Annotated in this window: 21 protein-coding genes; 8 read left to right on the forward strand and 13 right to left on the reverse strand. The window is 68.5% G+C overall.

Features of this window, described 5'->3' with window-relative positions:
• Positions 1-273: 273 nt before the first annotated feature.
• A complete protein-coding gene (locus RT655_RS10030; protein WP_313536483.1) occupies positions 274-2,220 on the forward strand; it encodes an OPT family oligopeptide transporter in 1,947 nt (648 codons plus the stop codon).
• 157 nt (positions 2,221-2,377) lie between these two features.
• Here the strand turns inward: RT655_RS10030 and RT655_RS10035 are convergent, their stop codons facing one another.
• The 4 genes from RT655_RS10035 to recF are packed head-to-tail and all read right to left on the reverse strand — an operon-like array spanning position 2,378 to position 8,427.
• Entirely contained in the window at positions 2,378-3,811 is a 1,434-nt protein-coding gene (locus RT655_RS10035; RefSeq protein WP_313536484.1) for a mannitol dehydrogenase family protein, read from the reverse strand.
• A 32-nt stretch (positions 3,812-3,843) separates the two neighbouring features.
• Positions 3,844-4,848, reverse strand: coding sequence for an aspartyl protease family protein (locus RT655_RS10040; RefSeq protein WP_313536485.1), 1,005 nt, complete (start codon positions 4,846-4,848; stop codon positions 3,844-3,846).
• A 53-nt stretch (positions 4,849-4,901) separates the two neighbouring features.
• Positions 4,902-7,313: a ligase-associated DNA damage response DEXH box helicase gene (locus RT655_RS10045; RefSeq protein WP_313536486.1), complete on the reverse strand. Its 2,412-nt coding sequence runs from the start codon at positions 7,311-7,313 to the stop codon at positions 4,902-4,904.
• A 46-nt stretch (positions 7,314-7,359) separates the two neighbouring features.
• Complete coding sequence (gene recF, locus RT655_RS10050) at positions 7,360-8,427, reverse strand: DNA replication/repair protein RecF (protein ID WP_313536487.1); 1,068 nt, start codon at positions 8,425-8,427, stop codon at positions 7,360-7,362.
• A gap of 75 nt (positions 8,428-8,502) precedes the next feature.
• Here recF and RT655_RS10055 point away from each other — a divergent pair, with 75 nt between their 5' ends.
• A complete protein-coding gene (locus tag RT655_RS10055; protein ID WP_313536488.1) occupies positions 8,503-9,303 on the forward strand; it encodes a hypothetical protein in 801 nt (266 codons plus the stop codon).
• A 57-nt stretch (positions 9,304-9,360) separates the two neighbouring features.
• Here RT655_RS10055 and RT655_RS10060 read toward each other — a convergent pair whose 3' ends face one another.
• The 3 genes from RT655_RS10060 to RT655_RS10070 all read right to left on the reverse strand — a co-directional run bounded on the left by RT655_RS10060 (position 9,361) and on the right by RT655_RS10070 (position 12,267).
• The gene (locus tag RT655_RS10060; protein ID WP_313536489.1) at positions 9,361-10,125 is read right to left on the reverse strand and encodes a Coq4 family protein; all 765 of its coding nucleotides are present in this window, start codon (positions 10,123-10,125) and stop codon (positions 9,361-9,363) included.
• A gap of 265 nt (positions 10,126-10,390) precedes the next feature.
• On the reverse strand, positions 10,391-11,503 hold the full coding sequence (gene dnaN, locus RT655_RS10065; protein ID WP_313536490.1) for a DNA polymerase III subunit beta: 1,113 nt from the start codon (positions 11,501-11,503) through the stop codon (positions 10,391-10,393).
• Between the two features lie 149 nt (positions 11,504-11,652).
• Positions 11,653-12,267: a porin family protein gene (locus RT655_RS10070; protein WP_313536491.1), complete on the reverse strand. Its 615-nt coding sequence runs from the start codon at positions 12,265-12,267 to the stop codon at positions 11,653-11,655.
• 263 nt (positions 12,268-12,530) lie between these two features.
• Between RT655_RS10070 and RT655_RS10075 the strand changes: the two genes are divergently transcribed.
• The 3 genes from RT655_RS10075 to RT655_RS10085 all read left to right on the forward strand — a co-directional run bounded on the left by RT655_RS10075 (position 12,531) and on the right by RT655_RS10085 (position 15,034).
• Positions 12,531-13,178, forward strand: a complete 648-nt coding sequence (locus RT655_RS10075; protein ID WP_313536492.1) for a histidine phosphatase family protein — start codon at positions 12,531-12,533, stop codon at positions 13,176-13,178.
• The gene (locus RT655_RS10080; protein ID WP_313536493.1) at positions 13,175-13,630 is read left to right on the forward strand and encodes a hypothetical protein; all 456 of its coding nucleotides are present in this window, start codon (positions 13,175-13,177) and stop codon (positions 13,628-13,630) included. The genes RT655_RS10075 and RT655_RS10080 overlap by 4 nt, the downstream gene beginning before the upstream one ends.
• A gap of 264 nt (positions 13,631-13,894) precedes the next feature.
• Positions 13,895-15,034, forward strand: coding sequence for a GNAT family N-acetyltransferase (locus RT655_RS10085; protein WP_313536494.1), 1,140 nt, complete (start codon positions 13,895-13,897; stop codon positions 15,032-15,034).
• A gap of 24 nt (positions 15,035-15,058) precedes the next feature.
• Here RT655_RS10085 and RT655_RS10090 read toward each other — a convergent pair whose 3' ends face one another.
• The 5 genes from RT655_RS10090 to ppc form a co-directional block, all read right to left on the reverse strand.
• Positions 15,059-15,496 carry a hypothetical protein gene (locus tag RT655_RS10090; protein WP_313536495.1) on the reverse strand — a complete coding sequence of 146 codons (438 nt, stop codon included), beginning with the start codon at positions 15,494-15,496 and terminating at the stop codon, positions 15,059-15,061.
• A gap of 85 nt (positions 15,497-15,581) precedes the next feature.
• Positions 15,582-17,267 (reverse strand): hypothetical protein, encoded by a 1,686-nt coding sequence (locus tag RT655_RS10095; protein WP_313536496.1) that lies wholly within the window; start codon positions 17,265-17,267, stop codon positions 15,582-15,584.
• 9 nt (positions 17,268-17,276) lie between these two features.
• Positions 17,277-18,821, reverse strand: a complete 1,545-nt coding sequence (locus RT655_RS10100) for a hypothetical protein (RefSeq protein ID WP_313536497.1) — start codon at positions 18,819-18,821, stop codon at positions 17,277-17,279.
• Complete coding sequence (locus RT655_RS10105; RefSeq protein WP_313536498.1) at positions 18,818-20,485, reverse strand: hypothetical protein; 1,668 nt, start codon at positions 20,483-20,485, stop codon at positions 18,818-18,820. The genes RT655_RS10100 and RT655_RS10105 overlap by 4 nt, the downstream gene beginning before the upstream one ends.
• 116 nt (positions 20,486-20,601) lie before the next feature.
• The gene (ppc, locus tag RT655_RS10110) at positions 20,602-23,268 is read right to left on the reverse strand and encodes a phosphoenolpyruvate carboxylase (RefSeq protein ID WP_313536499.1); all 2,667 of its coding nucleotides are present in this window, start codon (positions 23,266-23,268) and stop codon (positions 20,602-20,604) included.
• 72 nt (positions 23,269-23,340) lie between these two features.
• Here ppc and RT655_RS10115 point away from each other — a divergent pair, with 72 nt between their 5' ends.
• From RT655_RS10115 to RT655_RS10125, 3 genes are all read left to right on the forward strand, one after another.
• The gene (locus RT655_RS10115; RefSeq protein ID WP_313536500.1) at positions 23,341-24,186 is read left to right on the forward strand and encodes an oxygenase MpaB family protein; all 846 of its coding nucleotides are present in this window, start codon (positions 23,341-23,343) and stop codon (positions 24,184-24,186) included.
• Positions 24,187-24,429: 243 nt separating this feature from the next.
• Entirely contained in the window at positions 24,430-24,708 is a 279-nt protein-coding gene (locus RT655_RS10120) for a hypothetical protein (protein ID WP_313536501.1), read from the forward strand.
• A complete protein-coding gene (locus tag RT655_RS10125; RefSeq protein WP_313536502.1) occupies positions 24,705-25,022 on the forward strand; it encodes a transcriptional regulator in 318 nt (105 codons plus the stop codon). The genes RT655_RS10120 and RT655_RS10125 overlap by 4 nt, the downstream gene beginning before the upstream one ends.
• Here RT655_RS10125 and RT655_RS10130 read toward each other — a convergent pair.
• Positions 25,006-25,677 (reverse strand): YoaK family protein, encoded by a 672-nt coding sequence (locus tag RT655_RS10130; protein WP_313536503.1) that lies wholly within the window; start codon positions 25,675-25,677, stop codon positions 25,006-25,008. The two genes, RT655_RS10125 and RT655_RS10130, sit on opposite strands and share 17 nt — an antisense overlap.
• Between the last annotated feature and the right edge of the window lie 25 nt (positions 25,678-25,702).

Here is a 25,702-nt window from a genome sequence, read left to right on the forward strand (position 1 = left end):
TTGGCGCCCGCCGGTGCCACGGTGCCGTCCATGCGACGGGGAGGGCGCCCATGCTGATCCGGAGAGACTGCGACCAAGCGCCGCAGCACCGGTGGCTGTGCACGCGCTCTCCTCTACCCGGCGTCATCCCCGCGAAGGCGGGGATCCATTGGCACCGATCTGTCGGTTCTTTCCACGACCGGCACGGCGAATGGATTCCCGCCTTCGCGGGAATGACGGCAGTTTTTGTTCGGGGCTTGATCGCCCCCACCCCCCTTTCGGAGCTTCTAGCGCATGGCCACTGCCCCTGCCCGCGCGCCGCTTGAACTCACGCTGCGCGGCGTGCTGCTCGGCGGCGCGATCACGTTGCTGTTCACCGCCGCCAATGTCTATCTCGGCCTGAAGATCGGCCTGACCTTCGCCACCTCGATCCCCGCCGCGGTGATCTCGATGGCGATCCTGCGCTTCTTCCCCGGCTCGACGATCCTCGAGAACAACATCGTCCAGACCGTCGCCAGCGCGGCGGGGACGCTGGCGGCGATCATCTTCGTCCTGCCGGGGCTGGTGATGATCGGCTGGTGGAACGGCTTCCCCTACGTAGAGACCGCCGCAATCACGATGTTCGGCGGCATCCTGGGCGTGATGTTTTCGGTGCCGCTGCGCCGGGCGCTGGTGGTCGATTCGCCCGACCTGCCCTATCCGGAAGGCCGCGCCGCCGCCGAAGTGCTGCAGGTCGGCGCCGGCAGCCGCGAAGGCGCCGAGGAAAGCGCGCGCGGGCTTAAGGTGATCGTGGTCAACGCGGTGGCCGCGGCGGGCTTCGCGCTGATCACGCGGATGAAGCTGGCAGCCGAGGAAGGCGCGGTGTTCTTCAAGGCGGGCGCGGGCTCGACCGGCATCATCGGCGGGCTCCAGTTCGCGCTGATCGGCGCCGGGCACCTCATCGGCCTCACCGTCGGCATCGCCATCCTGGTCGGCGTGGCGATCGGCTGGTGGATCGCGCTGCCGATCCTCAACGCGGGCATGCCCGGCACGGCCGAGGCGGTGGCGAATGCGGTGTTCCGCAGCGACGTCCGCTTCCTCGGCGCCGGCACGATCGGCATGGCGGCGATCTGGACACTGCTCAAGATCATCGGACCGGTGATCGGCGGCATCCGCTCGTCCCTCGCCGCCTCGGCCGCCGCGCGGAGCGGTGCAGACGTGCCGATCGGCGAGCGCGACCTGCCGATCACCATCGTCGCCGTCGTGACGCTGGGCATGCTGCTACCGATCGGCTGGCTGTTGTGGAGCGTGCTGGCGGCCGGTCCGCTCTCCGCCTCGGCGGGGCTGCTGGTGGCGGGCTCGCTGGTGTTCGTGCTGGTGGTCGGACTCGTGATCGCCTCGGTGTGCGGCTATATGGCGGGCCTGATCGGCGCATCGAACAGCCCGGTATCGGGCATCGGCATTCTCTCGGTGGTCGCCGCCGCGCTGATGCTGGTGGGGCTGTACGGCCGCAATCTCGATCCCGGCACCACCCAGGCGCTGATCGCCTATGCGCTGATCGTCACCGGCATCGTGTTCGGCGTGGCGACGATCTCCAACGACAATCTCCAGGACCTCAAGACCGGCCAGCTGGTCGGCGCGACGCCGTGGAAGCAGCAGGTGGCGCTGCTCTTCGGCGTGGTGTTCGGCAGCCTGGTCATACCGCCGGTGCTGAGCGTGCTCAACGCCTCGTTCGGCTTTGCCGGGGTGGCAGGTGCCAGTGCCGATGCGCTCCCCGCCCCGCAGGCGGCGCTGATCTCCTCGCTCGCCAAGGGCGTGCTGGGCGGCGATCTGCGCTGGGATATGATCGGCGTGGGTGCGCTGATCGGCGCCGGCGTGATCCTGGTGGACGAGCTGCTCGCGCGGACGTCCAAGCTGCGGCTGCCGCCGCTGGCGGTGGGGCTCGGCATCTATCTGCCGATGGGGGTAACGCTGACTGTGGTGATCGGCGCCGTGATCGGCTGGTTCTACGACCGCGCCGCCGAACGCGCGCGCGACCCCGAGTTCGTCAAGCGCATGGGCGTGCTGATGGCGACCGGCATGATCGTCGGCGACAGTCTGTTCGGGGTGCTCTACGCGGGGATCGTGTACGAAACGGGGAGCGAGTCCCCGCTCGCGCTGGTCGGGCCGGGCTTCGCGGGCGTGGCGCTGGCGGGGGGCACGGCACTGTTCCTGGCGATCACGGCGGGGCTGTACCTCTATACCCGGCGACAGGCGCGGTGACCTGAAAAGATCCTCCCCCGGAGGGGGGGGACCACCGCCGTAGGCGGTGGTGGAGGGGTGTCCCCGCTGAGGTCGGCTTACCTTCCCTCCAGCGGCTACACCCCTCCGTCGCGCCCCGCGCGCCACCTCCCCTTGCAGGGGAGGATGGTCGGCCTGCTCAGCCCGCCAGCAGTTCGCCGAGATTACCCGACTGGATCGCCGCGAACGCAGCGCCGAGCGCCTCGCTGTACCGCGCATCCTCCGCCAGCCGCGCCGGGAAGACCTGTCGTATTCCCAGCATCGCCTCTGGCGGCGCCGCGTCGGTCGCGGCCGCAGCGAGGATGTCCGCCAGCGGATCGGTGATCGTCTCGCCTGCCTTGGCCTTGTTGCCCAGGAACGCGATCCACGCCGCCACCGGCACCGCGAGCCGCTCGACCGGACGCCCGGCGTCCAGCGCCGCCGCCGTCGTATCCAGCAACCGGTAGGGCAGCTTCTGCGAGCCGTCCCAGGCGATCTGCGCCAGCAGATGCCGGATCGCCGGATTGCGGAAGCGATCGAGCACCGCATCAACATAGCCGGGCACGTCCAGCCCATCGACCGGACCCAGCGACGCTGCAATGTCCTGATGCGCCAGCTGCGTCACGAAGCCGCCGAGCGCGCCGTCCGACATCGCTTCGAACACCGTCTCATGGCCCAGCAGCAGGCCGATATAGGCGAGGCTCGAATGGCTGCCGTTGAGGATGCGGAGCTTGGCCTGTTCATAGCCGCGCACGTCGCTGGTCAGCGTGACGCCCGCCGCGTTAAGATCGGGTCCGTCGGTCATGTCGAAGCGCTGCAGCACCCACTGGGTGAAGGATTCGCGCTGCACCGCTGCCTTGTCCTCGACGCCGAGGTCGTCCTCCACCTTGGCGAGGAACGGCGCGTCGCTCGCCGGGGTGATCGAATCGACCATCGAATCCGGAAACGCCACTTCCGCCGCGATCCAGTCGGCGAGACCCGCATCCCATTCGCCGGCGAGGGCCACGCAGGCAGCGCGGAGCTTGCCGCCATTGCCCGTCATGTTGTCACAGCAGAGCATCGCGAAGGGCGCCACGCCCGCCGCGCGGCGATCGGCCAGGCCGGTGACGATCCAGCCGATCACGCTCGCCGGATCCTCCGGACGCGCGCGATCATGGACGATGTCGGGGTGATTCATGTCGAGCGTGCCGTCGCCGCCCAGGCAATAGCCCTTCTCGGTCACCGTGCTGGTGGCGATCCGCACCTCGGGGCTGGCGAGCAGCGTGCGAAGGCGGGCGCCCTCGCCCGGGCCGATCGCATCCGAATGCGCGGCGATGATGCGCGTCGAGGGCTCGCGGTCGATCACCGCCAGCGTGTAGAGCCCGTCCTGCGCCTTGAGCGCATCCGTCGTCGTCCCGCTGCGCAGCGACACCGCGGCGATGCCCCAGCGCGGATCGCTGTCCAGCACCTTGTCGATAAACGCCGCCTGGTGGGCGCGGTGGAAGGCGCCGGGCCCGAAATGGACGATCCCGGTGCGGATCGCGGCCAGGTCGTGGCCGGGGCGGAGGATGCCGGCAGGAAGCCCGGCGAGCGTCGCGCGCGAAAGCGTGGTCATATGGTCAGGCCAATCAGACCCGGCCGGTAAAGTCAATCGCGTCCGGCGGTTCCGAGCGATGCCGGGAGCAATGGCCGCGAGAAATCGGGTCGGCGTTCGCGATACCCGCGCGGCATGAAGAAACGCACCTGCCGATTGGGGAAATCGATTTCCACCCGGCGGAAGCTGCGCATCGCGTCCATGCCGAGCATGATGGCCGGGCGCTTGGTGAGCCCAAAGCGCTCGAACGGCGCCGCCTCCGCAAAAGCGACCGGCAGCGTATCGAACGCGACGTTGCTCACCCGCATCGACGGTACATGACCATATTGGGCCTGCGTCTTGCCGCCATCGACACTGGTCAGCTCGATCGCCTGCAGCAGCCCGACATTGCGGCCGACCTTCCGACGGAGCGCGTCGTTGCCCATCGTAACCTGCGATCCGGTATCGAGTACCACCTGCACCCGTACGTTGCCGTAATAGGCATCGGTGACGATCAGCTGGCCGAACCGATCTTTGGCGGAGACGACGATCTCGTCGGGCCCATGACGTTCGCCCCGCTTGCGTTTCTCGCTGGGTCGGACCGCCATGGTGGCGGTGTCGAAGTCTATCGTCACCTGATGATCGCGCAGCGTATCGATACCGAGCAGTCCGGCCGCGCCAATATTGGCCGCTTCGAATGCTGGCGCGACAATCGCATGGGGCGTACCGATCGATTCGATACGGAGATCGGGCACGATGACGGTCGCCGCGAGGCTGCGACCGCTCATCGACGTGACGTGGACCGGGCCTCCCGCTGCCAGGCCCAGCCGTCCGGCCAACTCGCGCGAAACGACGGTGCGCTCGGCGCCGGTATCGATGATGAAATTATAGGGGCCCTGCCGGGTGATCGCGACGGGCACGGTCAGCCGGGCGCTGGTCTCGCCAAGTGCCAGCTGGATTGCGTCGGGCTGGCCGGCGGCGGGGGCCGTTTCCGGATCGCTGCGCACTGCCAGCGGCCCGCTCGACAGCAGCCCAAGCGGCAAAGCCCACAAGACCAGCGAGGACGAGACTCCGAACATAGCGCGAAAATACGCCTGTCCATGCTGCGCAGCAATCCCGCAAAAGAACGGGATCAGTCGAGCCGCATCGCCTCTGCCGCAATCGCCTCGGCCTCTTCGAGCAGCGCGTCTTCGGTCGTCCCCTGGGCCACCGACTCGCGGCCTATCATGATCAGCACCGGGACGGCCAATGGGCTCACGCGCTCCAGATCGACGTGCAGCATCCGGTCGCCTGCCTCGTCGAGCAGGCGGGCGAGACGGCCGACATCGGTCATCTTGGCGCGCGCGTCTTCCCACGCGGCGCGGAGCAGCAGGTGATCGGGCTCGTACTTGCGGAGCACATCGTAGATCAGGTCGGTCGAGAAAGTGACCTGCCGCCCAGTCTTCTTCTTGCCGGGATGCTGGCGCTCGACCAGGCCGCCGATGATCGCCACTTCGCGGAAGGCGCGCTTGAGCAGCGCCGAGCCCTGCACCCAGTCGACGAACTCGTGCTCGAGGATGTCGGGCGAGAACAGCGGGCGCGGATCGAGGATCTTCTCCAGCCCATAGACCGCCAGCGCATAATCGTTGGCGACGAAGCCCAGCGGCTTGAGCCCCATCGCCTCCATCCGCCGCGTGACCAGCATGCCGAGCGACTGGTGCGCGTTCCAGCCCTCGAAACTGTAGATGACACAGTGGTGGCGGCCCTCGTGCGGGAAGGTCTCGACCAGCAGCTGGCCGGGCGCAGGCAGCGTCGAGCGGCGGTCCTGCGTCTCCAGCCATTCGCGCACATCCGCGGGAAAGCGTGCCCATTGGCTGCGATCGAACAGGAAGCGCCGCACGCGATCGGCGAGATTCGAGGTGATCGCCAGCCGGGCGCCCATATAGCTCGGCACCCGCGCCTGCTTGGCGGTGGCGCGGACGATCAGGTCGGTCGCCTCCACCCGCTCCACTTCCAGCGCCAGGCCGCCGAAGAAGAAGGTGTCCCCAGGCGAGAGCGAGGCCGCGAAGCCCTCCTCCACCTTGCCCAGCCGCTTGCCGTTCTTGAACCGCACCTCGAGCATCGGCGATTCGACAATGATGCCTGCGTTCAATCGATGCTGCGCGATGAAATTGGGCTGGGTCACCCGCCAGGTGCCGTCCTTGCCCTGGGTTAGCCGCTTGAACTTGTCATAGGCGCGTAAAGAGTAGCCGCCATCGGCGATGAAATTGAGGACGCGGTCGAACACCTCCTCGGTCAGCGCGGAATAGGGCAATGCTGCACGCACTTCCTGCAGCATGTTAGCGGCGAAAAAGGGTTCCGCGCAGGCGCAGCCCATCACATGCTGGGCCAGCACGTCGAGCGCGCCGGGACGGAAGATATCGGGGTCGAGCTCCCCTGCCTCGACCGCGTCGAGCGCGGCGCGCGCTTCCAGATACTCGAAGCGGTTGCCGGGGATCAGCACCGCCTCGCTGGCCTCGTCCAGCCGGTGATTGGCGCGGCCGATCCGCTGGAGCAGCCGCGACGAACCCTTGGGCGCGCCCATCTGGATCACGCAGTCGACATCGCCCCAGTCTACCCCGAGGTCGAGGCTGGCGGTGGCGACCAGCGCGCGCAGCCGTCCGTCCGCCATCGCCTGCTCGGCCTTTTGCCGCGCCTCCAGGCTAAGGCTGCCATGGTGGACTCCGATCGGCAGCTTGAAATCGTTGACCTTCCACAATTGCTGGAAGACGAGTTCGGCCAGCCCGCGGGTGTTGCAGAACACGATGGTCGTCTTGTGCGTCTCGATCTCGGCCATCACCTGCGGGATGGCATAGATGCCCGAGTGCCCGGCCCAGGGCACACGACCTTCGGGCAACAGGATCGCGATGTCAGGGTCGGCACCCTTCTCGCCCTCCACCAGCGTCACCGCATCGATGTCGCCGTAAGGCGCCAGCCAGGCGCGATAGCCGTCCGGATCGGCGACGGTGGCCGAGAGCCCGACGCGGCGGAAGCCCGGCGCCAGCCGCTCCAGCCGGGCGAGCGCCAGCGCCAGCAGGTCGCCGCGCTTGCCGGTGGCGAAGGCGTGGATCTCGTCGATCACCACCGTCTTCAGCCCGGCGAACATCGTCAGGCTGTCCTCGTAGGAGAGCAGCAGGCTGAGCGATTCGGGCGTGGTCATCAGCACCTGGGGCGGGCGGGCGCGCTGGCGGACCTTCTTCTCGTGCGGCGTGTCGCCGGTGCGCGTCTCGACGCGGATCGCCAGCCCCATCTGCTCGATCGGGGTGAGCAGGTTGCGCTGCACGTCCACCGCCAGCGCCTTGAGCGGCGAGATGTAGAGCGTGTGCAGCCCCTCCGCCGGCGCCTCGATCAGCTCGGCGAGCGTGGGGAGGAAACCCGACAGCGTCTTGCCCGCACCCGTGGGCGCGACGAGCAGCGCATGACTGCCTGCCCGCGCAGCCGCCAGCATGTCACGCTGGTGCCGCCGCGGCGCCCATCCGCGCGCGGTGAACCAGTCGGCCAGAGGTGCGGGGAGATCGGCGGGCACGGACCCTATGTAGGGAACGCGCAAGCGTCTGTGGAGACGCCGCGAATCACGCAGGCTCCAGCCTGCCATCAGCGACCCGATAGCGGGTGGCGGTGACGGGGACCGCTTCGAACAGCGCGGGTTCGGTACCGGTCATCCAAACCTGGCCGCGCCCTGCCAGCCGCTCGAACAACGCCGCGCGGCGGCCCGGATCGAGATGCGCGGCGACCTCGTCGAGCAGCAGGATCGGCGGCGTGCCGACCCGGTCGGCCACCAGTTCGGCATGGGCGAGGACGATGCCCAGCAGCAGCGCCTTCTGCTCGCCGGTCGAGCAGAGATGCGCGGGCTGGCCCTTGTCGAGATGCGTCACCTGGAGATCCGCGCGATGCGGGCCGGTGAGGGTGCGCCCCGCCGCGGCGTCGCGGCGGCGGCCCTCGCGCAGCGCTGCGGCGAGTGCGGGCGCATCGCCCTGCCACCCCTCCAGCGCGAGGCCAGCGCGCGCGAAGGGGCCCGGAGGCTGGTTGGCGAGCCGGGCACCGAGCGCAGCAACGGCATCGCGCCGGGCCGCATCGATCGCAGCGCCATGCTCAGCCATCCGCGCCTCCAGCGCGTCGAGCCAGGCAGGGTCGGGGGGCAGCTCATCCGAGAGCAGCCGGTTGCGCTCGCGCATCGCGGCTTCGTAGCGGGTCGCCTCGTGCGCGTGGCGGGGGTTGAGCGCCAGCGTCAGCCGGTCGAGGAAGCGGCGGCGGTCCCCCGGCGCTTCGAGAAACAGCCGGTCCATCGCCGGGGTAAGCCACAACACCACCAGCCATTGCGCGAGGCTGGTGGCGGCGGCAGCGGCGCTGTTGACGCGAACGATCCGCCGCTCGGGCGCATCGGCACGCGTGCCGGTGCCGATCTCGGCTTCGTCCAGCGTCGCGGCGATGCCGAAGCCCCCTGCTCCGCCCTGCCGCGCCATCTCGCTCAAGGGGGCGCCGCGCAAGCCCCGGCCGGGGGCGAGCAGCGATACCGCCTCGAGGATATTGGTCTTGCCCGCGCCATTCTCGCCGCTCAGCACGACAAAGTCCGCCCCCGGGGTCAGCAGGGCATCTTCATGGTTGCGGAAGTCGGTGAGCAGGAGACGCTTGACGGCCATGAAAGGGGCTGTAGCGCAGCACCTTGCCCACGAACACCGCTTGGCCGATAGATCAGGGCGAAGGGATAGAAACACATGATCCGCAAGACTGTTACGATTGCCGCGCTCGCGCTGGTCGCGGCCTGCACCAAGGCACCCGAGGACGTGACCGCCACCTACGCCGCCGCCGGCGGCCGCGGCACGATCACCGTCAAGGCCGCCGCAAATGGCGACGCCAAGGTGGAAGCCGGTCCGCAGACGCTGATCCACAAGGGCGGCACCGATTACGTCGTGATCACCGACGGCAACGACAAGTTCGCCGCCAGCTTCGCCGATTTCGTCGGCGCGACGCAGGACATCGCCAAGGCGAAGGGCATGAAGGCCCAGGCGCTGCCGCAGGACCCGGACTATGAAGCCGTCCAAGTCGGCGAGGAGAAGGTCGGCGACCAGAAGGGCACGATCTGGAGCGTCCAGCCCAAGGGCAACCCGCAGGGCGATTCGATCCGTATCGTCGTCAGCGACGACAGCCGCCTGAAGAATATCGCGACGGCGATCAGCATGCAGACCAAGCTGACCGGCGCGCGCATGGCGACCGTGTTCACCAGCGTGCCCAAGGCCGAGAAGGTGCTGGAAGACGTGATCGCCAAGGGCGCGGTGCTGCGCCTCGGCGACGCGCTGACGCTGCAGAGCGTCAAGCCGGGCACGATCCCCGCCAACGAGTTCGCGCTGCCGACGGTGCTCGACCGCGCCGCGCTCCGCAAGCGCATCGAGGACCAGGCGAACAAGGCGCTCGAAGCCGCCAAGGCTGCCGGCGACAAGGCCGGCGCTGCACCGGCTCCGGGCGCGGCGACTGCACCCGCCCCTGCCGCTCCGGAAGCGACTCCGGCCGCCAAGTAACGCCGTACCGAACCGAAAAAGGGCGTCCGGTTCTCACCGGGCGCCCTTTCTTTTTGCTTACAGCGCGCCGATCCCCGCCTCGGCCAGCCGCGCCTGGGCGACGCGGTACCGGGCCGGCTCGCCGATACCGAGCCGCGCCCGCGCCGCCGCCAGCGGTTCCTCGAGCAGCTTCTCGTAATCCTCGGCATGGAGCCAGCCGGCACGCTTGCCGCGGCGATAGCCTTCCCAAATCGCCTTCACGCAATCGAGCTTTCCGGTGGTGCGGATGCTCTTGAGCGCACCGCCGATCGCGATGAAGCCCCAGCCGGTGCCGCCGGTTTGCGCATAGGAGAAGGCGACCAGGCAGAGTTCACCGAGATGCTCGTCGGCCTTGTAGCCGGTCAGCACGTGCCAGAGATCGTGGATGTCGCGCTCGCGGCGGCCCATCCAGGCATAGGGATGCTCGACCTCGATGCCCTGGAACCCGCCCTCGACCATGCTGACCTGGACCAGCCCGTCGGCCGAATAGCCGGTCGAATCGAGGAAGTCGCGGTACGCCGCACCGAAGGTGCCGGGGGCGAAGCTGTCGATCCAGCTGCGATCGGAGAGCCGCTGCGACAGCTCCAGCCGGCGATAGGCGAGCTTGCCGCCGCCGGGCATGGTCAGCAGCTTGCGGTAATTGCGCTGGCTGACGTCGCCGTTCAGCGCGCGCATGATCTTGAAGACCTGTTCGGTATCGTCGCCATTGGCGAGCAGCTTGCGCAGCGCCGTCAAGGCGGTGCCCCATTCGCGCTTGAGCGGCACGCCGGGGTTGAGCAACGGTTGCGGAGCCTTGGTCGCCATGCAGTCCGATCCCTCTAACTGACATGACTGTTAATAGCAGAGATGCCGCGCCGTTTCAACGCGCCGGCCCGAACCTTCGAGGCGGACGACGGATCCAGGGGGATCCGCCGTCCGGCCCAGTCCCGTAAAGTGCGACCCTCGGGGCTTGGCCCTGCCTATGGTCGCAAAGAAACGGCCGACATAGCCGGGGAAAGCGCGGGGTACGCCGGAAAGCGACCGTCAACCATCGACAAGCCGCTGTAGTGTCAAGAAAACCGCTGCGGGATCAGACCCGCATCGGCATCAATACGTAGAGCGCGGGCGACGAATCATTCTCGCGGATCAGTGTCGGTGCAGCAGCGTCCGCCAGATGCACTTCGACGAGATCACCTTCGATCTGGCCGAGAATGTCCATCAGGTAACGGCTGTTGAACCCGATCTCGAAACCCATAGCGGCATATTCGCCGGGGACTTCCTCGGCCGCGACGCCGTTCTCGGGGCTGGTCACCGACAGCACGACCTTGTCGCGCTCCAGCGCCATCTTCACCGCGCGGGTCTTCTCGGTCGCGATGGTCGAGACGCGGTCGACGCCCTGCATCAGGCTCTTCGGATCGAGCTTGAGCAGCTTGTCGTTCGCGGTAGGGATCACCCGGCTGTAATCGGGGAAGGTGCCGTCGATCAGCTTCGAGGTGAGGATCGCCTGGCCCAGGTCGAAGCGGATCTTCGAGGGCGAGAGCGACACGCCCACCGAACCGTCGACTTCGTCGAGCAGCTTGCGCAGCTCTGCCACGCACTTGCGCGGCACGATCACGCCCGGCATCGCATCGGCCCCGTCCGGGCACGCCACCGTCACGCGCGCCAGCCGGTGGCCGTCGGTAGCCGCCGCGCGCAGCATGCGGGTGGCATCGTCGGTCACGTGGAAGAAGATGCCGTTCAGATAATAGCGAGTCTCCTCGGTGGAGATCGCGAAACGGGTCTTGTCGATGATCTGCTTGAGCGTCTCGGCGGGCAGCTCGAACGTGGTCGGCAGCTCGCCCTCGGCGATCATCGGGAAATCGTCGCGCGGCAGCGTGCCGAGCTGGAAGCGGGCGCGGCCGGCGACCACCGTCAGCTTGCCCTCGGCCGCGGTGAGCACCACCTGCGAACCCTCGGGCAGCTTGCGGACGATGTCGAACAGCGTGTGCGCCGACACGGTCGTCGCGCCGACCTGGTCGACCGCCGCCGGGATCGTCTCGTCGATCTGCAGATCGAGATCGGTCGCCATCAGCCGGATCGTGCCGCCCAGCTGCGCATCGATCAGCACGTTGGACAGGATCGGAATCGTGTTGCGCCGCTCGACCACGGACTGGACGTGGCTCAGGCCCCTCAACAGAGTTGCGCGTTCGATCGTCGCCTTCATGTACCTCAAACCCCCGGGCCGTCGCCCTGCTTCCTACCCGGCATGACCCGGCCGGTGGCAATGCGCCATGACGTACCCTTAACGCGAAAAAGGGCCGGAGCAAGCTGCCCCGACCCTCTTTTTCCGCGCTCGGACTGCCTTTTCGGCGATCAGAAGCGGACGCCCAGCCCCGTGACGATCTGGTGACGCTCGGGATCGACGCCATTGGTCTGCGAGCCATAGTTGGAATAGCGATATTCCGCCTTGGCGAAGACCTTGTCGGTCACTTTGAACTCGGCACCCGCACCCAGGCGCCAGCCATCGTAATTGTCGCGCTGGCGGAAGGACAGCGCCGGCGTGGTCGCGGGCGAATCATAGTCGGTGATGAACTGGGCGTTGGTATAGCCGGCCTTGGCGTAGATCAGCGTGCGCGGGTTGGCCACGAAGCCGAGGCGGCCGCCGACATACAGGTCGCGGCCCGCCTTGACGCGCAGGCGGTCGCCGGCGTTGAGCACGTCGTTGCTTCGGTCGCTGATCGTCGAGCCCGTCACTTCGCCCTCGACGCCGAACACGGTGCCGCCGCGCTGGATGTCATACCCGATATTGCCGCCATAGGTGACGCCGTCCTTGGACGCGTCATAGGACGACTTGTCGTTCACGCGGTCCCAGCCGGCGATCACTTCGGCGTGCGATCCGGCAAAGCTCTGGTCCTGCGTCTGCGCGAAGGCAGGCGTAGCGAAGGCGGTGGTGGCTGCCAGAATGGCGATGGAAAGCTTGGTACGCATAACGTTACTCCTCACTGAAGCCGCACCAACAGGGTGCAGCCTGGCTACGGCCGCAAGCCCTTGCGGGCCTCGGCCGGACGCTCGGTATCGAGGGGAAAGGGGCGGCCCAACGCGGGGGCCGCGGCCTTCTTCCTCCCATTCGCTCCCGGCGTGCTCTGCGAGCGAGGTGACGGATGCACGTCGCGCCCTGTCGCCCGCATGAACGAATCAGGGCCAAAACGGGGCATTGCGTTTCCCGGGGTTTCGCCCGAAAGACATGGCCCATGGCCAGCACCCGGAAAGGCCGCGACTTCATCGCGCGGCACGGCGAGACCGTGTTCAACATCGCCCGGCGGATGCAGGGCGACCATCCCCACACCCCGCTGACCCGCGCCGGCTTTGCCCAGGCCGATGCGATGGGCGCGGCACTGCGCGAACTGCTGGGGCCGAAGCCCAAGCTGACCTTGTGGGCGTCGAGCGCCGGCCGCGCGCTGCAGACGCTGGCGATCATCGCCGAGCATCTCGAGCTCGACTGGCACCAGACGCGCACCGACGACCGGCTGGTCGAGATCGGCATGGGGAGCTGGAGCGGGCGCTATTATGCCGATCTGGAGCGCGAGGTGGGGACGTTCCTCGATCGCGAGCACGGCCTCTATAGCCGTCCGCCCGAGGGCGGCGAATGGTATGACGCGATCACCGAGCGCGTCTCGGGCTGGCTCGCCGACACCGACACCGATCCCGGCGACCGGCTGGTGATCATGCACGGCATGTCGAGCCGCATCCTGCGCGGGGTGATGACGGGCCGCGACGTGCTGCCGCAGTTCGATGCGCCCGTCGCGCCCGACCTGCCGCAGGGCTCGATCGTCCGGATCGAGGGTGGGGTGGAGACGGTGGTGCATCTCGGCACCGGGCGCGGCGCGGCACCGGCATGATCCTGGCGCTGGCGCTGCTCGCGCTGGCGGGCCCGCGCGCGACCATCGGCATCTTCGAGCGCTGGGGCGCCTTCCGCGACACCGCGCCGACCCGCTGCTTCGCGGTGGCGCGACCGACCGACCTGGCGCGGCGCGGCGAGGCCTATCTCAGCATCGCGAGCTGGCCGGGGCGCGGGGTGCGGCACCAGCTCTATGTCCGGCTCAGCCGTGCGCGGGCGGACCATGCGCGGGTGATGCTGGTCGCGGGCGAGCGGCGCTTCGAACTCACCTCTAGCCGACACGATGCCTGGGCCCCCGATGCCCGAACCGACTCGGCGATCGTCGCCGCGATGCGCGACGGCCGGGCGCTGAGCGTGGAGAGCGTCGATACCGGCGGCGTGCCGTTCGTCGACGGCTATGCCCTGCAGGGCGCCGCGAGCGCGATCGACGCGGCGACTCTGGCCTGCTTGTAGCGCCGATTATCTGTCTCTAACGCCGCAACAAGTGCCAACCTCCCGCCTCTTGCGCGCCCCTCCCGCCTGCGGGAGGGGACGGGGGAGGGTGTGTGAGGGTGGCAAGGGCTGAGGGAAAAGAAGCGCACTGAAGCGATCCGGGCACATCGCGACCGCATCGCCCGCTACCCGCACTCACCCTCCCCTAACCCTTCCCGCAGGCGGGAGGGGGATTTGACTGCAAAACCACTGGCACCCATCGCGGGACGCACTATCTTGCCCCCCGTGCGATCTCCATCCGTCACCGCCCGCCTCGCCGACGGCGTCGCCTCGATCCCGCCGGCCGAATGGGACGCCTGCGCGGGCCCCGACAACCCGTTCCTCACCCACGCCTTCCTTTCGATCCTCGAAGCCTCGGGATCGGCGACGGCCAAAAGCGGGTGGCAGCCCCTCCCGATCATCGTCGACGGGCCCGACGGCACCCCTGCCGCGATCGCCCCTGCCTATGCCAAGAGCCACAGCCAGGGCGAATATGTCTTCGACCATAGCTGGGCCGATGCCTGGGAGCGCGCCGGCGGCGACTATTATCCCAAGCTGCAGATCGCGGTGCCGTTCACGCCGGTGCCGGGGCCCCGCCTACTCCTGCGCGACCCCGCCCAAGCGCCGGCGCTGATCGCGGCCATCGAAGCGGTCGTCGACCGGCACGAATTGTCTTCTGCCCACGCCACCTTCCTCGAAGAAGCGCAGGTGCCGCTGTTCGAAGCCGCCGGTTGGCTGATCCGCACCGGCACGCAGTTCCACTGGCAGAATGACGGCTATGCCCGCTTCGACGACTTCCTCGGCGCGCTGGCCAGCCGCAAGCGCAAGGCGATCCGCAAGGAACGCGCCGCAGCAGTGGAGGGTCTGACGATCCGTCATCTGACCGGTGCGGAGATCACCGAGTCGCATTGGGATGCCTTCTGGGCGTTCTACCAGGATACCGGCAGCCGCAAATGGGGCCGGCCCTATCTCACCAGATCGTTCTTCTCGATGCTCGGCGAGGCGCTGGGCGACAAGGTTCTGCTGATGCTTGCCGAGCGCGACGGCCGGCCGATCGCCGGGGCGCTCAACCTGATCGGCGCCGATGCGCTGTACGGCCGCTATTGGGGCTGCGTGGAGGACGTCCCGTTCCTCCATTTCGAGCTTTGCTATTACCAGGCGATCGACGCCGCGATCCAGCGCGGCCTGCCCCGCGTCGAGGCGGGCGCGCAGGGCGAACACAAGCTGGCGCGCGGCTATGTGCCCGTGACGACCTGGTCAGCCCATTATCTCCCCGACCCCGGCTTCCGCCGCGCCGTCGCCGACTTCTTGGTCCGCGAGCAACAGGCGGTGGAGCGCGAGCAGGAATATCTGGAAGAGCTGACGCCGTTCAAGAAGGGAGAATAGAACGCATCGGACGTCCCGACGGGATCAATGGGGGCGACTCGTCCAGGCAAAGCACTGCGACAGGCGCTGCACGATTGGCCGGTACGTTGCCGCCTCTGCCGCGCGATATTCGATCTGGAAGGTGACGAACGCGTCGTCATGTCGCACTGCCTTGAGGTAGAATTCGACTCCGGATCCGGTCGTGCCGGAAATTACCCGCCAATTGCCGCGCCCCGCGCGATAGGTGATTTTGCCGTACTTGCCGGCATAGAACGCCGCCTGGCCCGCAGTCCAAGCCGCCAGACTGACGGACTCGCTGTTCCGCTGCCCGAACGCCCGCAGCGTAGCGCCATTGCCCCCGAGGAATTTGCGTCCATCGCCATTATCGGCCTCGTCCTGCGCGCGCAGGACCGAGGGCGGATAGCAGATGGAATAGCCGAAACGGACGTTCGTGTAGATCGCCCATTGGGCAAGGGCAGCCATGGCAAATGTGGAAATCATGGCGTCTCATGCCGCTCTGACGCCATCGCTGCCAATGGCGGATCGGGTCGAGGATATTGCTTGCCGCTTAAGACGGCGGCGCGGTTCCGTTGCCAGGCAGCTCGCCCGCGGCTTCGGCCTCGCGGATCAACACGGCTTCGGGGCGCGGAATGGGCAGGTCGCCGGGATTGAGGCCGGGCCCCGGGACATCGTGGTCGACCCGGTACAGCACGCTGGGCCCGTCGCGCCAGACGGGGATCAGCCCCTGCTCGTAACGCTTGTCATAGGCCGGCGGGCGGATCAGCCAGACATAGTCGAACGCGTCGCGCGGGAAGAGCGCGAGGCTCCGCGCGATCGGCCGCCACCATTCGCGCGGGCACTGGATGTTGGTCACCAGCTCCGACGGATCGTGCGCAAACCGCTTGGCAGCGCGGTAGCGCACCGTCATCAGCTGGCCGCCGGCCATCGACCATTGATCGTTGGTATAGGCCAGCCGCCTTTCCAGCGCGAGACCGGGGACGTGCTGCAGCCGGGTCATCGCCCATTCGTTATAGCAGGTCTCGCCGACGAAGCTCACCAGCCTTGCGCCGACGGGGACGTGCGCCAGCGCCTTGAGCTCGCGGTCATAGGCCTTGTCGTAGAGATAGAAGCTCGCCGTCGTCGCGCCGATGCGGGCGAGGAAGAAGGCGAGGCCGAGCACCGCCACCAGGGTCGCACCGCGCATCGACAGGCCGGGTTTGGGCCGGATTGCCAGGATCGCGATCGCGAACATGAACGGCACCATCCGCATGTCGGCATAGGCCGATCCGAACACCACGCGCGGCAGGAAGATGTAGACCAGCAGCAGGAACAGCGCGGAAAGGCCGAGGTTACGCGAATATTGGATGTTCGGGTCGCGTACCGCCTTGAGCAGCAGCAGGAAGATCACGCCGACGCTGGCGATGTCGAACAGCTGCCAGCGGTCACGGAACATCTGGGTGACCCACAGGGTCTTGGCACGCCAATTATACCAGTCGAAGGTCTGGCCCGAGACATGCTCGCCACCGCGCCAGATCACCATCAGCACCGCCGGCAGCGCCATCACCGCGCACTGCAGGCCGGCAAAGAACACCGGCGCGAGCCAGCCGCCCGCCAGATCCCTGTACCAGGGCAGGTCGCGGTTGCGGCGCAGGTCGTGCTGCCGGATCAGCTCGGCCGAAAAGGCGAGCACGCCCAGCACGCCCCAGCCGAAGGTGTGGGTGATCCAGATGATCACGGAGAGCGGCACGAACACCAGCGAGCGGAAGCGGAACCTGCCCAGCCGTGCCAGCCGCAGCCACCAGCCGAACGCCAGCATCGCCATTGCCATCGACAGGGCGAAATTGACGAAGCCGAAATGGAAGGGGAAGGCATAGGCGAAGGGCAAGGCGAACAGCGCCGTCGCGGGAATCCGGCCATGCACTTCGCGCGCGATCATCAGGAAGCCGGCGACCGTCATCGTCGGGATCAGGAGGACGATCAGTTTCACGCCCAGTTCGAGGCCGAACATCTTAGCCATGGGGAAGACCAGCAGGTCCACGCCCAGATTGCCCATCAGCTGCCAACGGAAATCATACCATTGCCGCAGCCAGGGCACCTGGTCGTAGACCAGCTGCACGCGGTAGCGGCCCATATGGCCCGGCAGGTCGACGAGCGGCGGGATGTCCGGCCATAGCAGCGGTACGGCCGCCAGCAGCGTGGCGAGCAATACGAACCAGCGCGTCTGCCACCAGCGCAGCGGAACCCCTTTATCCATCGCGCCGCTTTAGTGCGCGAGCGGCCCGTACGGCAAGCGCTTGTGGGGCGTAGGTGAGACACGATACAGGATCGAGGGACCGGAACGGGCGACGGGCACGAGGTCCGGGGGCAGCTGCGGCACGGGCAGGTCGATCGTCCACACATAGGCGAAGGTGCCGCGATCGAAGCGCCGGAGCATCGTCGGCAGGTCATTCCCGTTCCACGCACATTCCGCATCGAAGATCATCTGCGAAGGGTCGGCGCGGAAGGCCCCCGCCCGGGGGTGCCGATCGCGCAGCAATTGCTGGCCTGCCAGCGTCCATTCGCCATTCTCGAACGCATCGCGCCACACGATCGCCAGTCCGGTGACGTGCGACAGCCGCGCTATGCTCCACGATCGGCACGGTTCGCGCACCGCGACGAGGACGGCGGCACCGCGAGGAAGCCGATCCGCCACCGCCGCCGCTTGCTCCTGCGCGGCCGCGGCACCCAGGAATACCCAGGTCGTCGTCGCGATGCGCATCAGGAAGAAGAATGTCCCGACCAGCGCCAGCAGGTTGGCGAACCGAGGGTCGCGCGCCCGGATCGCGACGATCAGCAGCGCGACGACATAGGGCGTCATCCGCATGTCGACATAAGCGCCGCCGAGCAGGCGGTAGGGCAGCACCAGCCACGCCATCGCGCCGATCCCCGCCGCCCAGGCAAGCGACCGATCGACGCGCATCGCCGCACTGCGCAGACCGAGCCAGACGAGCGCGAGAAGCGGCAGCGCGCACAGCAGGTCATAGCTTTGCCATTGCTCGCGCAGCAGCGATGCCACCCATTGCAGCTTGGCCACCCATTCCCAGCTCGCCCCCAGGCTGCCGTCTCCCGAGCCGCCGCCCGCGAGCATCGGCACCAGCGGCACCGCGAGCGGCACGCAGCGCAGCCCGGCGTGCAGGATCGCTTCACTCCAGGCGCGACCTTCCCCGCGCAGGGCCGCCAGCTCGGTGCCGAAGGCGAACAGGCCGAACATGGCCCAGCCGAAGCAATGCGCCACCCACAGCAACAGCGCGATGGGCACGAACAGCATCGCGCGCGAGGCGACCGCACGCTGCATGCGCATCCACAGCGCCAGCGCGGGCAGCGCGAGCGCGGCCGACAGCGTGAAGTTCACGAAGCCGAACTGGAACGGAAAGCCATAGGCGAGCGGGAACGCAAAGGGCGCGGCAGGGGCGAGCCGCCCGCTGCCCGCGGTGCGCGACACCAGGATGAAACCCGCCACGGTGAGCGGGGGTATCGTCAGCACCACCAGCTTTGCGGCTAGCACGGCCCCCAACATCCTCGCCAGCGGCAGCACCGGGAGATCGACACCAAGATTGCCGATCAGCCGCCAGCGATATTCCCAGTGCTGCCGGAGCAGCGCCGAGTCTCCCAAGGACGCGGCGATGTGGTATCGCCCGATATGCGCCGGTAGATCGGTGAGCGGCGGCACCGCGGGCCAGAGCAGCGGCACCGCGCTGAGCAGCACCGCCGCCACCGCGAACCATCGCCGCTCCCACCAGCGCGCATCCCCCCTGGGCGTATCGTTCACGGGGCGATGCGTCGCGCGGGCTGGGTGAGGGTGTAGATTCGCGTGCTCGATCCCGCAGGCGAAATCGGCCGCAGCCAAGGCGGCACCCGGCCCGCCATCAGGCTACCGGCCAGCAATCGTTGATCGTGCCGTTGCTCGCCGACTTCGGCAAAGCCGTCCTTGCAGAGCACGACATATTCCACCCCCCATCGCCGCGCGAGCGCTTCGGCCTGGGCCGGGGGGCTGAGGAACAGGTCGTACATGGCACGATTTCCTTGCGTATTGCGGTGATAGGGACCGGCGAGGACCCGATGACGGGTGGTGGCGAGCAGCGTCGGGCCGAAATCGACCGGCGCGGCAACGAGGCCGGGCGTCCGCGCGGCGAGCCGACTGGCAGCTTCGGTGGGGGTACAGCCATGGACGGCGGCGGGCGCGACGGGGGTCCATCGGTCACCGATCCCCGCATAGGCGATGCCGCTGGCGGCAAGCCAGGCGCCCGCCTGTGCCAGCGTGCCGCGCGGCCGGGCGGCGGCGATCATCGCCGCCAGCGCGGGGACGGCGGTCAGTGCCCCCAGCGGGGCGCCACGCACCTGCACCAGCGTGACCGCGACCGCGGTCAGCTGGAACGCCAGAAGGATCCATGCCGCAGCCGTCCGCGTCGTCCAGACGAACCAGATGCCGGCGCCGAGGCCGACCAGCGCCATGCCCCCGGCCGCGACAGCCTTGCCGATCGGCAGCGCGGCGAGCGGCTGGGCTTCGTTGACATGCGCGAGCCATAATCGCGCGAGCAGGGGATCGACCTGGCCATATGGGTGGAGGCAGGCGGGTGCGCTCGCGGCGGCAACCGCCAGCGCGAGACCGCCGGCGACGAGCAGCACCACGCTCCGGGCAGCAACGCTGGGGGTCGCGAAGCCTGCCACGGCCATGGCCGCGGGGGCCAGCGCCGCCAGCATCGCCGCGCGCCAGAGGGTGGCGGTGAAGCCGTCGCAGGCGGCGACGTTCCAGCCGCTCGACCGGAACACCACCGCAGCGGCACACAGTCCCAGCAGCAACGCGGTGGCATAGCCCGCCATCCGCGCCTGACCGGCGGTGGCATCGAGCCGCCAGCGCAGCGCGATCGCGATTCCGCCCGCCGCCAGCAAAGGGGCCGTCTCCATCCCGATGACGAGCGACAGTACCGTCGCGCTGCCGGCGATCGCCCCCTGCCCCAGCGTGCCCCGCCCGACACAGGCGTGGAGCAGCACGAGCACCAGCACGATCTGCAGCGCGTGATGATCGATTCGCCCGGGGGTGAACAAGGTGATCGCAGGAAACGCCAGTGCGCCGAGGATGACGGCAACAAAGCCGGACTGGCCGAGCCGGCGGGCGATCGCGGCAAGGACGATCAGCATTGCCGCGAACAGCAGCAGCGGCGAGACGGTGACGGCGACGACGCTCGCTGCGTGCACGCCCAGCAGCGGCGTCAGCGTCCGCAGCAGCGCCGCGGGCACCAGATCGGCAAGCCGCGACCAGTGCATCTCCAGCCCCGGTACGGGCCCCAGGCGATGCTGGGCAAGATCGGCAAAGCCCTGCCCGGCCAGCCAGTCGCGGATCTGCTGGAGCCGCATCAGATCGTCGGTATCGGGCAGCCGCAGCGCGCCGAGGGCGGCATGGTCGCGCACCGTCCAGGCGATCCCCATCAGCATTGCAAGACCGATCGCCAAAAGCGAATCGCGTCCCACGCTGCGAAGATGCCCCGCTCCCATGCGCACCAGCGCTAGGCTCCCATGGTTAATCAGGCGTTTCGGATCGGCTCCGGGGGTTACCCGCTGTTGCGCAGCGCGGTGGCGATCGCGTTGATCGAAAGGAGGATGCCCTCGCCGATGCGCGGATCTGCCTCGCCCGCGCGGTGGCGCTTCATCAGCTCGATCTGGAGCAGGTTGAGCGGCTCGATATAGGGCAGCCGCAGCCGGATCGAGGTGTCGAGCAGCGGGTGCTTCTCCAGCAGCCGCGTCTGGCGCGTCACCTGGAGCAGCCCGTCCTGGGTCTGCTGCCAGCCGTCCTTGATCCGCCCGAAGATGGCCTCGCGCAGCTCGGCATCCTCGACCAGCGCGGCATAATGGCTGGCGATGCCCATGTCGGACTTGGCGAGCACCTGCTCCATATTGTCGAGCGTCGCGCGGAACAGCGGCCAGGCGCTGGCCATCTCGCGCAGCAGCCCCTTGTCCTCGAACGCGTCGAGCGCGGCGCCGACGCCGTACCAGCCCGGCAACATCACGCGCGCCTGCGCCCAGCTGAACACCCAGGGGATCGCCCGCAGATCCTCGATCGCGTCGCTCTTCTTGCGGCTGGCGGGGCGCGAGCCGATCTTGAGGCCGGCGATCTCGGCGATCGGCGTCATCTGGCGGAAGAAGGTGGTGAAGCCTGGCGTCTCGTAGACCAGCCCGCGATAGGCGCGGAAGGCGCTGTCCGAAAGCTGGTCCATCGCCGCGGCGAAGCGCTCGGCATCGGCGGGCGCCAGCCGTTCGGGCTCCAGGCTGGCGAGCAGCGTGGCCGAGGTCATCGCCTCCAGATTGGTCATCGCGCTTTCGGGGCTGCCGTACTTGGCGGCGATCACCTCGCCCTGTTCGGTGATGCGGATTCGGCCCTGCACCGTGCCCGGCGGCTGGGCGAGAATCGCCGAGAAGCTGGAGCCCCCGCCGCGCCCGACCGCACCGCCGCGGCCGTGGAACAGCTGCATGGCGAGCCCCGATTGCTCGAACACCGGCTTGAGCGCGGTCGAGCCGCGGCTGAGCTGCCAGGTGGAGGTGAGATAGCCGCCGTCCTTGTTCGAATCGGAATAGCCGATCATCACTTCCTGGTGCCCGCGCGCCGCGGCAATTGCGGCGACCTCGGGCAGGCCCAGCCAGGCTTCCATGATCGGCGGCGCGGCTTCGAGATCGGCGATCGTCTCGAACAGCGGGATCGCCATGATGTGCGCCTGCGGGGTCTCGCCCGGCACATAGAGCCCGGCTTCCTTTAGCAGGACATGGACTTCGAGCAGGTCGGACACCGACTGCGCCATCGAGACAATGTAGTGGCGGATGCAGTCGCGGCCGTAGCGGGCATGCGCCGCCGCCGCCTCGCGGACGATCGCCAGCTCGGTGGCGGTTTCCTCCGAATAGACGGCATAGGGGCTGGTCAGCGGCCGGGCATTGGCCAGCTCGCGGCGGAGCAGATCGATGCGGGCCTGTTCGTCGAGCGCGGCATAGTCGTCGCACACGCCCGCCGACTGGAGCAGTTCCGCGACCACGCGCTCATGGATGGCGCTGTTCTGGCGCATGTCGAGCGTGGCGAGGTGGAAGCCGAAGGTCTCCACCGCACGGATCAGCCGGCCGAGCGCCCCGCCGGTGGCGAGCGGACCGCCGTTCGAAAGACCGCGCGCGACCGCGGCAAGATCCTCGCGGAAGGCGTTCGGATGCGCATACGGCGTCGCGGCGATCGGCGACGGGCGGCCGGGCTTCTTGCCGACCAGTTGTTCGTGCGTCGCGGAGAGGCGCGCGTAGATGCCGGTCAGCGCGCGGCGATAGGGCTCGTCGCTGCGGCTCTTGCCGGTATCGCCGCTCGCCTCGGCGAGCGCGAGCACCGCCTCGGGCACGTCGGTATGCTCGGTCGAGATCGACAGCTCGGCGCCCAGCGCGTGAACCGATTCGAGATAATGGTCGAGCACCGTCTCCGCCGCGCGGGCGAGCGCGAAGCGCATCGATTCGGCGGTGACGAACGGATTGCCGTCGCGGTCGCCGCCGATCCAGCTGCCGGGGCGCAGGAAGCTCGGCGCGCGGTCGCCCAGCGCGCGGTCCCAGCGGGCATAGAGCGCGGGCAGCACCGGCAGGAACACGTCGCGGAAATAGGAAAGCGCGGTTTCGACCTCATCGGGGACGCCCAGCTTCTCGCGGCGCAGGACGCGGGTCTGCCACAGCAATGCGATCTGGCGGAGGATCGCTTCCTCGACCTGATCGCCATCGGGCGTTTCCTCGGCGCCCTGGTCGCGCAGCGCCATCAGCTCGGCGATGCGGTTCTTGTGGTCGATCATCGACTTGCGCCGCACTTCCGTGGGGTGCGCGGTGAGCACCGGGCTGACCAGCGCATGGTCGAGCAGCGCCATCACCGGTTCGCGGCCGATCCCCGCCTTGGCCAGCCGCTCCAGCGCGGCAGCGACATCGGCATCCTTCTCGGTCGCGACGCCCTGACGGTCCTCGGCCAGGTTGGCGAGCATCGAGAACAGCATGAAGCCGCGGACGAAATCCAGCGTCTCGTCCAGGCTCAGCCGGTCGAGCCCGGAATCGATCTTCCCCGCCCCTGCCACGCCGCGATGCCGGTCGACCGAGGTCGCGCGGATATATTCGATCCGCTTGAACAATTCCTCGCCGCCATAGGCACGAATGACGTCGCCGAGCAGCCGTCCGAGGAAGCGGATGTCGGGGTTGTTGGTGATCGCGAGTGTGGCCATGGGGGCGATTGCTGCACTGCAAAGCGAGGTCGGTCAACTTGTTCGCGCTACCAGAGTACCTAGCTTAGCAAGATGGATTTCGTTGCATTTGCAACCCACAGCGTACGGCGGGCGATGGTCGGCCAGGTACGCGCCGTGTTCAATGATGCCGCGCGCGGCGAAGCGCCGGTGCAGCCGAGCGACGACGCGCTGTTCGCCCGCGATTCGGTGCTGTGGCGGGTGCATGGCGACGTGACGACGATGATGGTCGGCGGCGTCGCGGCGCTGCTGCTGCAGATGCTCCACCCGGCGGTGCTGGCGGGGGTGTGGGACCATTCCAAGTTCCGCCACGACATGCTCGGCCGGCTGCGCGGCACGGCGCGGTTCATTGCCCAATCCAGCTATGCGTCGCGCGCGGAGGCCGAGGCGGCGATCGCGCGGGTGCGCACCATCCACCAGCATATCCGCGGCACCCTGCCCGACGGCACCCCCTATCGCGCCGACGATCCCCGGCTGCTCGCCTGGGTGCATGTGACCGAGGCGGTGAGCTTCCTCGACGCCTGGATCCGCTATGCCGAGCCGGGCATGTCGCGCGCCGACCAGGACCGCTATTTCGCCGAGTTCGCGCAGGTGGCCGAGGCGCTGGGCGCCGATCCGGTGCCGCACAGCCGCACCGAGGCAATGGCGCTGATCGCGGAGATGCGGGGAGAACTCCGCTATGACGATCGCACCCGCGAGGTCGCCCGGCTGCTGCTCGAACAACCCGCGCCCAACCTCGCGACCAAGCCCTTCCAGGCGATGACCTTCGCCGCCGCGATCGACCTGCTGCCCGGCTGGGCGCGGCAGATGCACCATCTCTCCACGCCGCCGCTTGCCGCACCCGCCGTGCGGCTGGGTACCCGCGGCGTGGCGGAGACGCTGCGCTGGGCCTTTCGCTAACTTTCCTATCCGGAAAGTTTCTGCTTTCCATTTCGGAAAAACACGCTATCTCTTTCCACATCGGAAAGGGAGAATCATCATGTCGAGCGTCGCCGAAGCCCAGCAAGCGCTGGCACAAATCCACGCCAGTCGCGCCCAACTTGCCCGCGTTGCGCAGTGTCCGCCGGCGCCGCATCTAGCCTTTGCCGCGCTGGAGGCCGGGATCTCGCCTCCCCCGCCGCCGCACCCTATCAGCTGCTGGCCATGATCCCGCTCGTGCTGGGCCTGGTGCTGGTCGTGCGCTGGGATCGTCGCCGGCTGGGCATGTTCATCAACGGCTATCGCCGCGGCCGCACCCGCCTGGTGATCGCGGCATTCCTGCCGATCCTGCTCGCGCTCTATGGCGCCAGCGTCTATTTCGTCTTCGCCACGCAGGAAATCTGGCCGTCGCTGCTGCTCGCCGCGCTGATGTTCGGCGTCGCGACCTATATAAGCATCGTCTGGCAGCGGGTGTTCGTCCGCGAGCTCGAGCGCAGCCTGTGAGCGCGCCGGACTTTGACGCGGTCATTCACCCGCCCACCCGGCTGCAGATCATGGCGGTGCTGACCAACGTGCAGGAAGCCGAGTTCGCGACGCTGCGCGATCTCACCAAGGTCAGCGACTCGGTGCTGTCGAAGCACCTCTCGGCGCTGGCGGAGCCGGGCTATGTGAAGCTGCGCAAGGCCGCGGCCAACGGCCGGCAGCGGACCTGGGCTTCGGTGACCCGCACCGGCCGCGCGGCGTTCGAGCGCCACGTCGCGGCACTCCAGGCGCTGGCCGGGCTGGTGCCCGCGGAGCCGGTCACCGCACCAGCGTGAGATCGGGCCGCGGGCGCGGGCGGGTCATGCTCGCCAGCAGCAGCGTCAGCACGGCCGAGAAGATCGGCGCCAGCCACAGCGCGTTCCAGCCCCAGCGGAACTGGCTCTCGGCGCCGATCACCACCCCGCTGACGAAGCCGAGCCACAGCGCCAGATAGCGCAGCCAGCCGAAGCGATCGGCATCCCCCATCAGCGCGCCCGCCAGCTTCTGCCCCAGCTTGACCAGCGAGCCGGTCATATAGGTGAGGCCGATCGTCACTTCGCCGTCGCGCTGGAACACGCCGTTCTCGGTGCCCATCGCGGCGGCGAGGAGCAGCAGCACGATCGGGCCGGGCATCAGCGTCGCGACGATCGCGGCAAGCGTCAGCAGCAGCGTCACTACCGCCATCACCACCGGCTGGTGGCGCTGCGGCCGGGCGCGGCCGATCACGCTCGACAGGATCACGCCCGCGACGAAGCTCATCACCAGCGACGCGGCGATGGCGGCATCATAGCCGGAGCCGCTGCCGAGGCCGACGCCCAATCGTGTCGAATTGCCGCTCATGAACGAGGCGAAGAAACCGCCCAGGCTGGTGAAGGCGAGCGCATCGACGAAGCCGGCGAGCGCCGCCAGAAGGATCGCGATCGCGATCAACGGGGACTCGGTACGTTGCATGCAGTCTCTCTGCCCCAAGCGGCCG

This window comes from Sphingomonas sp. (assembly GCF_032114135.1).
In the GTDB taxonomy this organism is placed as follows: Bacteria; Pseudomonadota; Alphaproteobacteria; order Sphingomonadales; family Sphingomonadaceae; genus Sphingomonas.

What these genes read in the sequence shown, in the direction of transcription:
- RT655_RS10055 (WP_313536488.1), top strand. Translation starts at nt 8,503, where the DNA reads ATGATCCGCAAGACTGTTACGATTGCCGCGCTCGCGCTGGTCGCGGCC.
- RT655_RS10035 (WP_313536484.1), bottom strand. Translation starts at nt 3,811, where the DNA reads ATGACCACGCTTTCGCGCGCGACGCTCGCCGGGCTTCCTGCCGGCATC.
- RT655_RS10030 (WP_313536483.1), top strand. Translation starts at nt 274, where the DNA reads ATGGCCACTGCCCCTGCCCGCGCGCCGCTTGAACTCACGCTGCGCGGC.
- RT655_RS10090 (WP_313536495.1), bottom strand. Translation starts at nt 15,496, where the DNA reads ATGGCTGCCCTTGCCCAATGGGCGATCTACACGAACGTCCGTTTCGGC.
- RT655_RS10075 (WP_313536492.1), top strand. Translation starts at nt 12,531, where the DNA reads ATGGCCAGCACCCGGAAAGGCCGCGACTTCATCGCGCGGCACGGCGAG.
- RT655_RS10115 (WP_313536500.1), top strand. Translation starts at nt 23,341, where the DNA reads ATGGATTTCGTTGCATTTGCAACCCACAGCGTACGGCGGGCGATGGTC.
- dnaN (WP_313536490.1), bottom strand. Translation starts at nt 11,503, where the DNA reads ATGAAGGCGACGATCGAACGCGCAACTCTGTTGAGGGGCCTGAGCCAC.
- RT655_RS10080 (WP_313536493.1), top strand. Translation starts at nt 13,175, where the DNA reads ATGATCCTGGCGCTGGCGCTGCTCGCGCTGGCGGGCCCGCGCGCGACC.
- RT655_RS10120 (WP_313536501.1), top strand. Translation starts at nt 24,430, where the DNA reads ATGATCCCGCTCGTGCTGGGCCTGGTGCTGGTCGTGCGCTGGGATCGT.
- RT655_RS10060 (WP_313536489.1), bottom strand. Translation starts at nt 10,125, where the DNA reads ATGGCGACCAAGGCTCCGCAACCGTTGCTCAACCCCGGCGTGCCGCTC.
- RT655_RS10095 (WP_313536496.1), bottom strand. Translation starts at nt 17,267, where the DNA reads ATGGATAAAGGGGTTCCGCTGCGCTGGTGGCAGACGCGCTGGTTCGTA.
- RT655_RS10040 (WP_313536485.1), bottom strand. Translation starts at nt 4,848, where the DNA reads ATGTTCGGAGTCTCGTCCTCGCTGGTCTTGTGGGCTTTGCCGCTTGGG.
- RT655_RS10105 (WP_313536498.1), bottom strand. Translation starts at nt 20,485, where the DNA reads ATGCTGATGGGGATCGCCTGGACGGTGCGCGACCATGCCGCCCTCGGC.
- RT655_RS10130 (WP_313536503.1), bottom strand. Translation starts at nt 25,677, where the DNA reads ATGCAACGTACCGAGTCCCCGTTGATCGCGATCGCGATCCTTCTGGCG.
- ppc (WP_313536499.1), bottom strand. Translation starts at nt 23,268, where the DNA reads ATGGCCACACTCGCGATCACCAACAACCCCGACATCCGCTTCCTCGGA.
- RT655_RS10070 (WP_313536491.1), bottom strand. Translation starts at nt 12,267, where the DNA reads ATGCGTACCAAGCTTTCCATCGCCATTCTGGCAGCCACCACCGCCTTC.
- recF (WP_313536487.1), bottom strand. Translation starts at nt 8,427, where the DNA reads ATGGCCGTCAAGCGTCTCCTGCTCACCGACTTCCGCAACCATGAAGAT.